This window comes from Caballeronia sp. 11_S32, from assembly GCF_056930355.1.
On the sequence record NZ_JBXOWH010000005.1, the window covers coordinates 531,193 to 545,354 of the forward strand.

General features: G+C 62.0%; 13 protein-coding genes. 8 read left to right on the forward strand and 5 right to left on the reverse strand.

The window, feature by feature from the left end; translation table 11 throughout:
- Positions 1–3: 3 nt before the first annotated feature.
- From AC1Z32_RS37045 to AC1Z32_RS37065, 5 genes are all read left to right on the forward strand, one after another.
- Positions 4–1,152 (forward strand): CaiB/BaiF CoA transferase family protein, encoded by a 1,149-nt coding sequence (locus tag AC1Z32_RS37045; protein ID WP_483483829.1) that lies wholly within the window; start codon positions 4–6, stop codon positions 1,150–1,152.
- Positions 1,149–1,922: an enoyl-CoA hydratase-related protein gene (locus tag AC1Z32_RS37050; RefSeq protein WP_483483830.1), complete on the forward strand. Its 774-nt coding sequence runs from the start codon at positions 1,149–1,151 to the stop codon at positions 1,920–1,922. The genes AC1Z32_RS37045 and AC1Z32_RS37050 overlap by 4 nt, the downstream gene beginning before the upstream one ends.
- On the forward strand, positions 1,907–2,257 hold the full coding sequence (fdxA, locus tag AC1Z32_RS37055) for a ferredoxin (RefSeq protein ID WP_483483831.1): 351 nt from the start codon (positions 1,907–1,909) through the stop codon (positions 2,255–2,257). The genes AC1Z32_RS37050 and fdxA overlap by 16 nt, the downstream gene beginning before the upstream one ends.
- 9 nt (positions 2,258–2,266) lie before the next feature.
- Positions 2,267–3,181 (forward strand): LysR family transcriptional regulator, encoded by a 915-nt coding sequence (locus AC1Z32_RS37060; RefSeq protein WP_483483832.1) that lies wholly within the window; start codon positions 2,267–2,269, stop codon positions 3,179–3,181.
- A gap of 131 nt (positions 3,182–3,312) precedes the next feature.
- Positions 3,313–4,758, forward strand: coding sequence for an NAD-dependent succinate-semialdehyde dehydrogenase (locus tag AC1Z32_RS37065; protein WP_483483834.1), 1,446 nt, complete (start codon positions 3,313–3,315; stop codon positions 4,756–4,758).
- 325 nt (positions 4,759–5,083) lie between these two features.
- Here AC1Z32_RS37065 and AC1Z32_RS37070 read toward each other — a convergent pair whose 3' ends face one another.
- The gene (locus AC1Z32_RS37070; protein ID WP_483484145.1) at positions 5,084–5,491 is read right to left on the reverse strand and encodes an OsmC family protein; all 408 of its coding nucleotides are present in this window, start codon (positions 5,489–5,491) and stop codon (positions 5,084–5,086) included.
- A 75-nt stretch (positions 5,492–5,566) separates the two neighbouring features.
- Between AC1Z32_RS37070 and AC1Z32_RS37075 the strand changes: the two genes are divergently transcribed.
- On the forward strand, positions 5,567–6,004 hold the full coding sequence (locus tag AC1Z32_RS37075; RefSeq protein WP_483483835.1) for an RDD family protein: 438 nt from the start codon (positions 5,567–5,569) through the stop codon (positions 6,002–6,004).
- Between the two features lie 128 nt (positions 6,005–6,132).
- On the opposite strand, the gene AC1Z32_RS37080 is transcribed toward AC1Z32_RS37075, so the two are convergent.
- Positions 6,133–7,443, reverse strand: a complete 1,311-nt coding sequence (locus AC1Z32_RS37080; protein ID WP_483483836.1) for a tryptophan leader peptide — start codon at positions 7,441–7,443, stop codon at positions 6,133–6,135.
- Between the two features lie 366 nt (positions 7,444–7,809).
- Between AC1Z32_RS37080 and AC1Z32_RS37085 the strand changes: the two genes are divergently transcribed.
- On the forward strand, positions 7,810–8,583 hold the full coding sequence (locus AC1Z32_RS37085; RefSeq protein ID WP_483483837.1) for a hypothetical protein: 774 nt from the start codon (positions 7,810–7,812) through the stop codon (positions 8,581–8,583).
- A 99-nt stretch (positions 8,584–8,682) separates the two neighbouring features.
- Positions 8,683–10,155, forward strand: coding sequence for a mechanosensitive ion channel domain-containing protein (locus tag AC1Z32_RS37090; RefSeq protein ID WP_483483838.1), 1,473 nt, complete (start codon positions 8,683–8,685; stop codon positions 10,153–10,155).
- A gap of 205 nt (positions 10,156–10,360) precedes the next feature.
- On the opposite strand, the gene AC1Z32_RS37095 is transcribed toward AC1Z32_RS37090, so the two are convergent.
- The 3 genes from AC1Z32_RS37095 to AC1Z32_RS37105 all read right to left on the reverse strand — a co-directional run bounded on the left by AC1Z32_RS37095 (position 10,361) and on the right by AC1Z32_RS37105 (position 14,136).
- Positions 10,361–11,362, reverse strand: a complete 1,002-nt coding sequence (locus AC1Z32_RS37095) for a D-2-hydroxyacid dehydrogenase (RefSeq protein ID WP_483483839.1) — start codon at positions 11,360–11,362, stop codon at positions 10,361–10,363.
- A 92-nt stretch (positions 11,363–11,454) separates the two neighbouring features.
- Positions 11,455–12,768 carry a dicarboxylate/amino acid:cation symporter gene (locus tag AC1Z32_RS37100; protein ID WP_483483840.1) on the reverse strand — a complete coding sequence of 438 codons (1,314 nt, stop codon included), beginning with the start codon at positions 12,766–12,768 and terminating at the stop codon, positions 11,455–11,457.
- 45 nt (positions 12,769–12,813) lie between these two features.
- On the reverse strand, positions 12,814–14,136 hold the full coding sequence (locus AC1Z32_RS37105) for an MFS transporter (RefSeq protein ID WP_483483841.1): 1,323 nt from the start codon (positions 14,134–14,136) through the stop codon (positions 12,814–12,816).
- Positions 14,137–14,162: the final 26 nt, after the last annotated feature.

Below are 14,162 nucleotides of genomic sequence, written 5' to 3' on the forward strand. Positions count from 1 at the left end.
GCAATGAAGAAACATGACCTTCCATTGACCGGCGTGCGCGTGATCGATCTCACGCAAGTGATGATGGGCCCGGTCTGCACGCAGATGCTCGCCGACTACGGCGCGGATGTCGTCAAGGTCGAGCGGCACGGCGCGGGCGATCTGAGCCGCTCGACCTTCGAGCCGGTGGCGGGCGCCGACAATCCGATCTTCTGCAGCCTGAACCGCAACAAGCGCAGCGTTGCGCTCGATCTGCGCGACGCATCGCAAATGGATGCGCTGAAGGCGTTGATCGCGCAAGCCGATGTCGTCGTGAACAACTTTCGCGCCGGCGTGATGGATCGGCTTGGCTTGAGCTATGAAGCCTGTCGCGCGCTGAATCCGCGCATCATCTATGCGGTCGGCACGGGCTTCGGCGAGACCGGACCGTATGCGCACAAGGGCGGCCAGGATGTGCTCGCACAAGCGATGAGCGGCGTGATGGCGCGTCGCGCGGATGACGCACTGCCGGTCTCGGTCTATCCCACGGCGCTCGCGGATTACTCGGCGGGCATGCACATGGTGCAGGGCATCCTGCTCGCGTTGCTGCATCGCGATCGCACGGGCGAGGGACAGAAGGTCAACGTGTCGCTCTACAACTCGATGCTCGCGATGCAGATGCAGGAAGCCGCGATGATCATGATGGCGGACTCCGAAGTGAACTGGGCCGCGATGCCGCTTTCCGGCGTGTTCGATACGACGACCGGGCCGCTCGTGCTGGTCGGGGCATTCAAGGCGAATCCGCTGCGCGACATCTGCGCGGCGTTGCAGATCGAGGATATGTCCGTCGATCCGCGCTTCTGCAACCTGAACCAGCAGTTCGCGCACAAGGCCGAATTGCAGCGCACCTTCCGCGAGCGCTTCGCGAGCAACAGCCGCGAATACTGGCTCGCGCGTCTCGAAGAACAGGATCTCCTGTGCGCGCCGGTGCGCGATCTGCGCGAGGCGCTCGTCGATCCGCAGACGCAGCACAACCGGCTCGTCATCGAAGGCGATGGAGAAGGGCAGCCGGTGCGTCTGATCGGCAGCCCGATCGAGCTGTCGAACGCGCCGGTTGCGCTGCGCCGCCCGCCGCCACGACTCGGGCAACACACCGCCGAGATTCTCGGCATCGCGACGACGGAGGCCGTATGAGCGTGCGTCTCGTCATCGATCGACATGTCGCCACCGTCACGCTCGCGCGTCCCGAGGCGCTCAACGCCGTTGATCTGCAAACGGAAGCAGAACTGCAACGCATCTGGGCCGAGCTGGAGCATAACCGCGACGTGCGCGTCGTCGTGCTGACGGGCGAGGGCGATCGCGCGTTCTGCGTCGGCGCGGACCTGAAGAATCCCGCGATGAGCGGGCTCGAATACTGGGCCGCGCCGCGTCCCGGCGGCTTCGGCGGCATCGCACTGCGCGAGACGCTGAACGTGCCGGTGATCGCCCGCGTGAACGGCTATGCGCTCGGCGGCGGCTTCGAGATGGTGCTCGGCTGCGATCTCGTGATCGCGTGCGAGGAAGCGAGCTTCGGTTTGCCCGAGGCGCTCGTCGGACGCATGCCGCTCGACGGCGGCATGACGCTGCTGCAACGCCAGATTCCGTATCGTCAGGCGATGGCGATGCTCATGACGGGCCGCCGCATCTCCGCAAACGAGGCGCTCTCGATGGGCCTCGTCAACGAAGTCGTGGCGCGCGCGGAACTCGACGCAGCCGTCGAACGATGGGTCGACAGCGTGCTCGCGTGCGCGCCGCTCTCGGTGCAGGCGATCAAGCAGGTCGTGCGGCGCACGTCGACGCTGTCCGCGAGCGAGGCGCAGGCGCTCCGTCTGCCCGCGCTCGTCAGCGCGCTGCAATCCGAGGATGCGCACGAGGGCGTGCGCGCGTTCCAGGAGAAGCGCAAGCCGCAATGGAGGGGATGCTGATGGCCTATGTGATCGGGTCGCCCTGCATCGATGTGAAGGACGGCGCCTGCGTGCAGTGCTGTCCGGTCGACTGCATCTACGAAGGCGAGCGCACGCTCTACATTCATCCGGAGGAGTGCATCAACTGCGGCGTGTGCGTGTCGGTGTGCCCGACCGAGGCGATCTATCACGAGGAAGAACTGCCGCGGGCGGAAGCCTCGTTCGCGGCGGTGAACCGCGCTTTTTTCGGCGCGGGCGTGAGCGCGCTCGGTTCGCCGGGTGGCGCGTCGGACGTCGGCAAGGTAGCCTTCGATCATCCCGTGGTCGTGTCGTGGCCGGTGCGGGTGATCGACTGAGGGCAAGCGATGCACGCGAACGTACTGAAGTATTTCGTCGAGGTGGCGCGGTGCGGATCGATCCGCAAGGCCGCGCAGAACCTCTATGTCGCGTCGAGCGCGGTGAATCGGCAAATCCTCAAGCTCGAATCGGAAATGGGCACGGAGCTTTTCGACCGGCTCCCGAACGGCATCCGCCTGAACGCCGCCGGTGAGCGCGTTCTGCAGCATATTCGCGGCACGCTGAACGACTTCCATCTGATGCGCAGCGAGCTCGATGAGCTGAAAGGCGAGCGCAAGGGCCATGTGTCCGTCGTCGCGATGGATTCGCTCTTCGTCGATTTTCTGCCGGCGACGGTCGAGGAGTTTTCGGATGCGTATCCGGCCGTCACGTATTCGATCGCAGCCGTGCCGCCGCACGATGTCCCGCCGCGCGTGCTGAGCGGCGAGTACGACGTCGGCATCACGTACATCACGAAGCTGCCCGCCGGGCTCGATGTCGTGACCGAGGTGCCTTTGCCGCCGGGCGTGGTGATGGCGTCGTCGCATCCGCTCGCGAGGAAGGAGCGCATCACGTTCGACGAGTGCCGGCATCACGCGTTCCTGCGTCTCGAAGGCCGCTCGCCGATACAGGGTGTCACGAGCACCGACTTCCCCGCGTTCTGGGAATCGCTGCAGCCGAGCGTCACCTGCAATTCGACGACGCTGCTCAAGCGTCTCATTGCGTCCGGGCGCGGCATCTCGTTCTTTTCCAAACTCGCGTTTCTCGACGAACTGTCGCGCGGCGATGTGACGTGGCGGCCGATCGACGACGAGAACGTGAATGAATTGACTGTCGGAATAATCAAGCCGAGCCAGCGTGCGCTGCCGCATGTGACGGAGGAGTTTGTCGAGCGCATGGTGCGCAGACTGAAGCATGTCGAGCTGACTTTGCGGGAGTTCTGAACTGAGAGCGACATCGTTTGCAAAGGTACATCCTCGCTGCTACTGCACGGCTCCTCTGGGAAAGCCAAAAAGCATTAAAGCGTGCGCACTGGTAAAGTGCACGTGATCGACAATCGACCAGGAGCTCGTCCATGACTATTGCAGGTTATTCGAATACGCAGCTTTTCATCGATGGTGAATGGTGCGGCGCCAAATCTGGCGAAACCATCGACGTCTTGAATCCGGCAACAGGCGACGTTATCGGCAAGGTGGCGAAAGCAGGCACCGTCGATCTAGAGCGCGCCGTCGCGGCGTCGCGCCGCGGCTTCGCGACGTGGCGCAACATGACCGCCCTCGAACGCGCGGCTACCATGCGCAAGGCCGCCACGCTCATGCGCGAACGCGCGGATTCCATCGCGCGACTGATGACGCAGGAACAGGGCAAGCCGCTCGCGGAGGCGCGCATCGAGGTGAATTCGGCGGCGGACATCATCGAGTGGTTCGCGGACGAAGGGCGCCGCGTGTATGGCCGCATCGTGCCGCCGCGCAACGTCAACGCGCAGCAGACGGTGGTGAAAGAACCGGTCGGCCCGGTGGCCGCGTTCACGCCGTGGAACTTTCCCGTCAATCAGGTCGTTCGCAAGCTGTGCGCTTCGCTTGCGACGGGCTGTTCGTTCATCGTGAAAGCGCCGGAAGAGACTCCGGCATCGCCTGCGGAGCTGATCCGCGCTTTCGCCGATGCAGGCGTGCCGAAAGGCGTCGTGCAGTTGGTGTTCGGCGATCCGCCGCAGATTTCACAATTCCTCATCGCGCATCCGGATATCCGCAAGGTGACGTTCACCGGATCGACAGCCGTCGGCAAGCAACTCGCCGCACTCGCGGGCCAGCACATGAAGCGCGCGACAATGGAGCTCGGCGGCCATGCGCCGGTGATCGTCGCGGAAGACGCGGACGTCGAGCTCGCCGTAAAGGCGTCGGGCGCAGCGAAGTTCCGCAACGCCGGACAGGTCTGCATCTCGCCCACGCGCTTTCTCGTGCACAACAGCGTGAAGCAGGACTTCATCGCGGCGCTCGTGAAGCATGCGGAAAGCCTGAAGATTGGCGATGGCCTCGCGGATGGCACGACGCTCGGGCCGCTCGCGAACGCGCGCCGCATCACCGCGATGAACAGCGTGATCGAAAATGCGCGCAAGACGGGCGCGACGATCGCGACGGGCGGCGAACGCATCGGCACGGCAGGTAACTTCTTCGCGCCGACGGTCATTACTGACGTGTCGCTCGAAGCCGATGTGTTCAACGCGGAGCCGTTCGGTCCGGTGGCGGCGGTGCGCGGCTTCGATTCCCTCGATGAGGCGATCACCGAAGCAAACCGCCTGCCATATGGTCTTGCGGGCTACGCGTTCACGCGCTCGTTCAAGAACGTGCACCTGCTCACGAACCGTCTGGAAGTAGGCATGCTGTGGATCAACCAGCCGGCCACGCCCTGGCCTGAAATGCCGTTCGGCGGCGTGAAGGATTCGGGATACGGCTCGGAAGGCGGGCCTGAAGCGCTGGAGCCGTACCTGGTGACGAAGTCGGTGACCGTGATGGCAATTTAAGAGCCGGCCGCCAGGTTCGTTCAGGAAAGAGGGCGCGGTCGAGGAATTCCGAAACCGGCAGTCACGCGGGATCCTGGCAAATGTGTCAAGCGGGTCGCGCAGGGATGGTCGAGCGCGCCCGGCACTTTATCCATGGAAAATGGTTTCGACGCACGAGGGACGACGGCGATACATCGTCCCTTGTTCAGTGTGTTCAAGCTCCCGATCGCATACGCCTACGCCGTGTGCGATATCTCTTCATGCAGGCGCATGCCGTGCCCGCTCGGCACGAGTCTGCCCGTGCACGCCGTCGAGCGGCCGCATCCCCGAGTCCTTCTCTCTGACCTCACGCTGCGTGCAGCGTCGTATCGATGCGTGTGCCGCGCTTGATGAAGAGGGTCACCGGCGTCTTTTCGCAGATTTCGGCGAGCCGCGCGCATTGCGCTTCGTCCAGCGTTGCGCTGATCGCGACGCTGCGGCGGATATACTGTGTCCCCTCCTGATCGACGTGCAGGCTCACGTCGACGCCAATCTCGGCGTCGGGCCACGTCTTGCGCTGCATGTACATGCGCAACGTCGCGGCCGTGCAGGCCGCGAGCCCGGACAGCACGAATGCGAACGGCGCGGGACCGCGATCCTCGCCGCCTTCACGCGGGCCTTCGTCGCCGGTCAGTGCGTGGCGGCCCGCCTCGATGGCGACGACGTAGTTGGCCGCATCGGCCGCAAGGCGGGCTTTGGCGGAGGCGAGCGGCATGGAATACTCCTCGGGCAGATCGATCTTTGGGACTGTCGACATTGGGCCGACGCCAGCGAATTGATTGTACTTAAGATGCGTTACGCTACCTGTTCCGAGCGCGCTCGCGCTCTATTCATCGACTCGGTCTGGTGGACGGTCATCCTTCTGCTTGTCCCGCTCGGGCCTTCCATAGAAGACTTGCCGCTGTCACCCGATGCGTTCGCCGCAACCGTCCTTATTTGGATGATGGCTGCGCAATGCGTTCCAATACTCATAACTGGTGTCCTGTGGGTCGTGTGGGGTACGTCGCCGGGGAAGCGTGTGATCGGACTGCGGATTGTCGATGCGGACAGCCACATGCCGATGTCAGCGAGGCAAGCCGTACTGCGCACAGTTGGCTACGTGCTCACGTTCACGACCTGCGGAGCGGGCTTCCTCTGGGTCATGTTCAATCCACGCCGGCAAGCTCTGCATGACCGCATCGCGAATACTGTTGTCGTATCTGAAAAAGGTCCACCCGGCGGGACTTGAGTATGAGAAAGAACTCGGGCCGCGCCTCATGCCAACGGCCCGTTGAGGAAACTGTCTGCGGCTCGCCGGCCCTCGCCCGCGCCTGTCGTATGGCGGCTTTGCCCGCAGCAATTGTGAGCATTCAGCCACTACGCAGGCACTTGTCCGGGCGCCCCGCCGAGCATGCGCAACTTCTCGCTAACATCCGAGACATCATGGCCGGCAGCGCGGAGCGATTCGACGAGCCGATGAGCCGACAATCGGCAGTTGCCGAGCGTCTCGTGAAGGCGCGGGTCGGTTTGCATGCATGTAACGGCCCTTTCAAAGTCAACGGGCGGTTCGCTCAGAAGCGCCGGCACGATTTCATCGGGCGGTATCGACGAGCCCTGGCTGAATAACTGAGCTGCCCAGTCGGACTCGACGAGCATCGCACGGCGTTCGGCCTTTTGAACTTCTTCCTGGTCGAGCACGGTGAGGCTCTGACGATTCTTTTGAATGGCGCCGCGCCATGCGCCAAGAACATCGCTGCGAACCTCGGCAATTGCGTGGCCCAGGTCACCGTTTGCGCCGCCCGCAGTGAGCCGGCGGTCTTCGAGGGAGTCGAGCCGCTCGCGAAATCCTTCCAGATACGAGCGCCAATTCAACGGAAGGTCGTTAGCCGAGTAGAACTCGCGGGCCAGATCACTGAGGTCCTGTTTAATGTCCCTTATTGAACGGTTGTCTGCGACGCGGGCCTCATACACGTCGTTCGCCGTAACCATTTGCCGATGAAGAGGGAAGAGCGGATTGTTATGGCGGCGTCGCAGATGACGTTCGGACGCACCGGCTTGAACACTCCACTTCCAGTTGGGAAGCGAGGTGGCATTGAATTCGGCGGCCTCGATCATGGGGCGAAATACCAAGAGGGCTTGCACGGTGGCATGACGGAAGCAGGCGGCCAACTTATAGTCGTCACCTTGCATGTCCGAAGCGTGCTCTCCCGCGTATGGTGAATTCGGGGCGAGCTGGAAGTAGGCAGAGGCGAGGAAGAATTCCATCGGCAACTGCACGGCCAGTCCTTCTTGCTCGAACGTGCGCGCCTCCTCGGAGATGGTCTCGAAGGCGTGAGCAAGGCGATTCTCGAGGTCGAGGAGCTGGTCGACGGCGTCACCATTTCCCGGGCGCGCGGCATCCGCGAGCAAGCAATAACTGTCCCGAGCCATCCTAGCTGCGAGGACACCATGTTTTTCCGCGAAGAGCCAGAACCAAAGCGCCAGTTGATAGCCGCGTGCGCCAGCTTGCGCGACGCCCCGGACGTTCGAGGAGAACTCGATTCCAGGGGCGGCCCAGCTCGAGAACGGCAGCGCGTCGGCGCGCTCATAGAGGTCCAACAATTGTCGGAGAGCCGCGTGAGTGTCGACTGGCCAGTTGGCCGTCGGCTCGCCAGGGTGCTTCTCTGGTTTCCAGAACTTCCAGTCCATAAGCCAGTCCTCGAGCACAGAAATTGGGCCGCCCAGGGCTTGCCTGGTCACGGGCTGGAAGGCATGGTTGCACACTGTGCCGGGGGCGTAAATGGGCGAAAGAAGGCACGCACGCAGGTCATTGATTTAACACGCCTGACAATGTTCTGATGATTGTGGAGCCGGCCATCGAGTGACGCTGACGCAGCTCCTTCAAAAAGCAGCGGGCGCGGCCGGGCATGCTGCGGACCCGTCTGTGCTGCCGCTGGTCGACGGATGGAGAGCCGATGCCTTCATTCGTCGTTGCGCCGGGCGAGCGGCAGCAATACTATCGAGTGCATCAGGCGTGGGGCGCCTGCCTGAACCTGCGCTACCGGCAGAGCAGCAATGAGCAACATGCGATTTCTCGCGGCGTTAGCCTCACCGTTCGTGGTGGGCGGCTTACTTCACCTGATATATCCGCTGGCACAGTCAGCGGGATATCACCAGTTCCCCGATACGCGGCTTATTTGTGGCGTGCATAACGGCGCGAATGTGCTCTCCAATCTTGCCATTCTTGCTGCGGGCCTCGTGAATCTGCGTTGGTGCTGGCGACATCGCGCCTCGGATGCTCTCCAGATGCCGGGCATGCTCACAGCCGCGCTGGGTTTCGTCATGACCGCAGCGGGTTCTGCGGTCTATCACTCAAGTCCGACCGATTCCACTCTGGTCTGGGACCGCTTGCCGATGACAATCGTCTTCGCGGGCATTCTGGCGATGCTCTATACCTCCGTGACGGGACAAAGAATCCTCTGGTCGCAAGTGCCATCGATAGTGACGGCGGCCATACTGACGGTACTCGTCTGGGTCTGGTTCGGAGAGTTGTGGCCTTACACGCTTTTGCAGTACGGAGGCCTGGCAGCAATTGTCGGATTTACTTGCTGGCGGAAGGTTGCCAATCCGGGCGGCTGGTGGGGGGTGATTTGCTGGTACGGCGTGGCGAAGGTATTCGAAACGTTGGATGTATCGGTATGGATAGCCACGCACCATTTCGTGGCGGGTCACACGCTTAAGCACATCGCGTGCGGAGCGGCCGGCTTCGCGCTCCTGAGCATCGTCAAAGAGCACACGTCAAATGAGTTGACATCCCACCGGGAAGGTCCTTTGTCCTATAGGGTATGACCGTCTTCTGCCCGGAAGCATGCTTGAGGTTGCCGTGGCCGGCGCGCATCTGCCACCAGATGTGTATTCTCTCAAAGTCGTTCCTCGAGAGGAGCACCCGTGAAATACCCCCTGATTCTGGGCTTCGGTATTGTGGCTGTGGACGTGGTCGTGTGGCGTGCGAGACTGCCCGAGAACGACCTGATGCGGCTCTTCATACGGCTCGGCCTTTTCTTTGCGTTGAGCTGGGTACTCTTTTCCTCCGGGTTGAGTCCTTTCACGAAGGCTCCGTACGACGACGTAGTCGAACTGCACTGGCTGGGGCAGGTCCTCGAAATCATCTGGTGGCTGATGGGTGCGCGTCTGTTCACCCTCTCGCTCGACACGCTGCTGCTACCGCGCGCCTGGAGAAAGCAGCGTCTGTTCTCGGACGTGTTCGGCGCCGTGGTCTTTCTCGCGGCGGCAGTGGCGGCGCTGGGGTTCGTGCTCGAACTGCCCGTGCGCGGACTCGTCGCGACATCGGGCGCGCTCGCCATCGTGCTGGGCCTCGCCATACAGAGCACGCTCAGCGACGTTTTCGCCGGCATCGTCATCAACACGACGGAGCCGTACGCGATAGGTGACTGGGTGACGATCGATGACGTCGAGGGCAAGGTCGTCGAGATGAACTGGCGCGCGACGCACTTGCAGACCGGGCAGGGAAATTTGCTTATCGTGCCGAACGCCGTCGCTGCGAAGGCAAAAATCACCAACAACAGCAGGCCGGGCGACGTCCACGGACTATCGCTCGTCCTTGAGATCGAACCCGAGGCGCGGCCGAAGACTGTGCTGGATGCCTTGGAGCGTGCGCTCACAGGCTGCAATGTCATCCTCGCGACGCCCGCTCCCTACGCCCGTATGAAGCGCACAACCGTAAACTCGGTGCAGTATGAGGTGGTTGCCTTCGTCGACGAGATGAGCAAGAAGCTCGCCGTATCCAACGAACTCTTTGACCTCTGCTACCGTCATCTCGCTGCTTCAGGCGTTGCGTTACGCAATCTCGGGGTGCCCGCTCTGGCCCCTGGCGTCCTGGATGAAAAGGAAGCGCTCTTGAAACGAGTGAGCTTGTTCGACAGCCTGACTGGCGAAGAAGTGACACGACTGGCGAAACACCTTTCCCGACACGAGTACAAGGCGAATCAGCAGATTCTGGCGCCTGACACCGTGCCAGACAGTCTGTCGATCGTGCGCTCCGGCGTGTTGTCGGTCTCGATCATCGAATCGAGTGGCAGCCGGGAAATTGCTCGCATTGGACCAGGAGAAGCGTTCGGGGAAGCGGGGCTGCTCGCTGGACTTCCGATGCATGTGTCCATCTCGACGCTCACACAGTCGGTCCTGTTCCAACTCGGCAAGGACGACATGACCTCGTTTCTCAAGGACCATCCCGAGGTCGCGAAGCAGATGTGTCAGCTGCTCGCATATCGGCAAGACAAGCTTGGTGAGCTCGCGACTCCGATGCCTGTCGACCACGAGAAAGGGCGCTCGCTGTTTCAATGGCTGGTCGGAAAGGTTTGGAGTCTGCATTCGCTGCACGATGAGTCCAAAAGCAGCTGAGGCATGAACACAATGCCGCTTCGAGTGTCGGGGCGGGCTACCACTGTGAGTGGATTAAGCGATGGGGCGGCCCGGCCGATCAATGCTGCCACGTCGCGCGCAACGCGTGCCGTTCTCGAGAATACAAACAGGCTATTGAGGCAATACTTCCCCAAGGGGACCGGCCACTCTGATACATCCACCGGTTGAATCCGCCATCGCATGCTCAGGCGGCCGGCCGACAGTTGCTCGGAGCGTTGATGATGTTTCGCGGCGTCCCCTGAACATAGGCACTAATGTTGTCCATGAGCTGATCGGCGAGCGTTTGAATTGCTTGCTCGCTTGCCCAGGCGACGTGAGGCGTGAGTATGAAGGCCGGATGATCCAGGATTTCATTCAACGGATTGTCGTCCGAGAGCGGTTCCCGGGTAACGACATCGAAACCGGCGCCGGAAATCAGGCCATCTTTCAGAGCACGAACCAATGCCCGCTCATTGACGAGTCCACCACGCGCCGTGTTGATGAGAAGAGGGTGCTGCTTCATTCGTGCGAACTCGGCATCGCCGATGAGGTCGCGCGTCTGTTCGTTGAGCGGGCAATGGAGCGAGATGATGTCGGACTCTTCGAGGACTTTCTCGAAGGGGGTGTAAAGCATGCCCATGTCACCGCGCCCCTTGAATGCCGAGAAAAGGACTTTCAGCCCGAGTGCTCTGCCCATATCCGCAGTTGCCCGTCCCAATGCGCCATCACCGATGATGCCAAGCGTCGAACCCGTCAGATCCTTGATTGGATAGTCAAAGAAGCAGAATTGCCCGGATTTCTGCCAGCGCCCCGCTTGCACGGCCGCACGATAAGCAGTCAGACTTCGGCGAAGTGAAAAGATCAGGGCGAACGTGTGTTCCGGGACCGTGTGCACGGCGTAGTTGCGAACGTTGCAAACTGATATGCCCGCTTCGTTGCAGGCGCGCGTGTCCACGTTATCGGAGCCGGTCGCGGCGATCGCGATCAACTTCAGCTTCCTCGCTTGTGCGATTACGTCGCGGCCGAGCTTCACCTTGTTGGTGATGACGATGTCGGCATCGCGAACCCGGTCGGGCACTTCTTCGGGCTTCGTGGACTCGAAGACTTGCAATTCGTGACTGAACGGCAAGTCCTTCAGACGAGTGTTCGGAGGAATGGTCGCTCGGTCGAGAAACACGACGCGAAGAGGCGAGGATGAGGAAGTCATTTTCTTTCCGCTTGGGTAAATAGATGGGGATGAAGCGCTCCGCGTCGCGAACTCACGAAGCCGGGCATGGGCTGATTCAGATGTTGCTGTAACTAGTCATCACGCGGCCCAAGGACAAGCTGGTTCTTGAATGTTTCGCTATCGAGAGCCTTCTCCCATTTCGCCACAACGATCGTCGCGATGCCATTGCCGATGACGTTGATCAGCGCGCCACCTTCCGAGATGAATCGATAGATACCCAGCACCAGAACCAGGCCCGCGACGGGGATGCCGGGCACGGAGCTGAGCGTCGCGGCCAGAACAATGAACGCGCCGCCGCTGACGCTCGCCGCGCCCTTGGACGTGAGCAGCAGAACGAGCAACAGCGTGAGTTGATGGCCGATACTGAGCGTGCTGTCCGTGGCCTGCGCAATGAAGATGGCGAGCACGGTCATGTTGATGCAACTGCCGTCCAGGTTGAAGGAATATCCGGCGGGCACGACCAGACCGACGACGGATTTCTCGCAGCCGAGCTTTTCGAGCTTGGCCATGAGCCGAGGCAGCGCCGATTCCGACGAGGACGTGCCGAGGACGAGAAGCAACTCCTCGCGTATATAGCGCAGAAAAGCGATCAAACTGAATCCGGCGAGTCTGCATACCGCGCCGAGCACGACGAAGACGAAGACAAGTCCGGTCAGGTAGTAGGTGAGAAGAAGCTGTCCATATGAACTCAGCGAGACCACGCCGTACTTGCCTATCGTGAACGCGATCGCGCCGAACGCGCCGATGGGCGACACATACATCACGATGCGGACCATGTTGAAGAAGGTGCTCGCGCCGGCGTCGATGACCGAGAGCAGCGGCTTGCCTCGTTCGCCGAGCATCTGAAGCGCGAACGCGAAGATGATCGAGATGAACAGCACCTGAAGGATGTCACCTTCCGCGAACGCGCCGAAGACGGTCGTCGGAATGATGTGCGATAGAAACCCGACGACGCTCTGGTCGTGAGCGGCTTTGGTGTAGGCAGCAATGGACGACACGTCGAGCGTGCGCGGGTCGATGTGCATGCCGCTGCCCGGCTTCATGATGTTCACTGCGATCAGGCCGATGGCGAGCGCCAGCGTCGTCATCGCCTCGAAGTAGATCAGCGATTTCATGCCGACGCGCCCCACCGACTTGATGTCGTTCATGCTCGCGATGCCATGCACCACGGTGCAGAAGATCAGCGGCGCAATCATCAGCTTGATGAGCTTCAGAAAGTTGTCTCCCAGCGGCTTCATTGCTTCGCCGGCGGAGGGATGGAAGTGCCCCAGCAGGATGCCGAGGACCACTGCGATCAGGACCTGGATGTACAGATGCTCGAACCACCGCTTGCGCGAGCGAGGGATGGCTTGCGTCTCGACGGACGCTTCCGTTGCGATGCTCATGGTTTGTCTCCTGCAATGTTTGGATCGGGTCGGCTTATACGCCGTTCACCGCTTCAGTTCGATATAAGGGTTTGAGGCGGGCATGCCGTCACGCCGCGAGGCGCCGTGCATACGGCGCGTGACGAAGAAGAGAATCGTGAGGGCGATGACACCGAAGGCAGCGATCAGTTGCAGGCCGCCGTTGAAGCTGCCGGTCGCATCCTTGATCAGCCCGACGGCGTACGGATTGACGAATCCCGACAGATTGCCGAGCGAATTGATCAGCGCGATACCCGCTGCGGCGGCAGCCGGTCCGAGCAGGCGAGGTGCTACGACCCAGAAGACGGGCAGCGCCGAGAACACGCCGAAGCTCGCCACGCACAGCAGCGCGAGCTTGAGCGCGGGCGCGGCGACGAGCGTCGATCCCGCAAGTCCGATGGCGGCCAGTGCCAGGGGAAACAGCAGATGGAAACGCCGCTCGTCGGTGCGATCTGAATGACGGCCCCACAGAATCATGCCCGCCGCGCCCGCGACGAACGGCAGCGCGCTGACGTAGCCCACTTGCTGGATGCTGAGATCGAACGCGCGCACGATCTGCGGCAGAAAGAAGCTCAGTCCGTAGTTGAAACCGGTCACGCCGAAGTAGGCGAGCGCGGTCAGCAGGATCACGGGGCTCTTCAGCAGATTGAGCATGCCGTGCTCGACGGCCGTCGCGCGGCTCGTGCGTTCGGCGGCCAGCGTCGATTCGAGCCAGGCGCGTTCGTTGTCATCGAGCCATTCGGCATCCTTAGGTGCGTCACGCAACACGCGCAGCACGACGAATGCCAGCACGAGCGAGGGCACCGCTTCGAGCAGGAACATGCTCTGCCAGCCCGCGAGGCCGAGCCATCCGTGCAGGCTCATCAGATAGCCGGATAGCGGCGAGCCGATGACGCTGGCGAGCGGCATCGCGGCCATGAAGCCACCGATCACGCGCGCGCGGTACGCCGCAGGCACCCACAGCGTCAGGAAGAACACGACGCCCGGAAAGAACCCGGCTTCCGCCGCGCCGAGCAGCACGCGCACGACATAGAACGACCACTCGCCCTGCACGAATGCGGTCGCCGCTGAGCAGAGTCCCCACGTCAGCATGATGCGCGCGATCCAGCGCCGCGCGCCCACGCGCTCCAGCAGAATGTTCGACGGCACTTCGAAGACGAAATAGCTGACGAAGAAGAGTCCCGCGGCAAGCCCGAAAGCCGATGCGGAAAGGCCGAGATCGCGGTTCATCGTGAGCGCGGCGAAACCGACGTTCACGCGATCCAGAAAAGCCACCACGAAGCAGATGGTCAGAAGGGGCGCGAAGCGGCGCAGTATCTTGCGCATCGTTCGCGATTCGATGTCGTTCATGCTCGTCTCCTGCATGTGTCGATGAT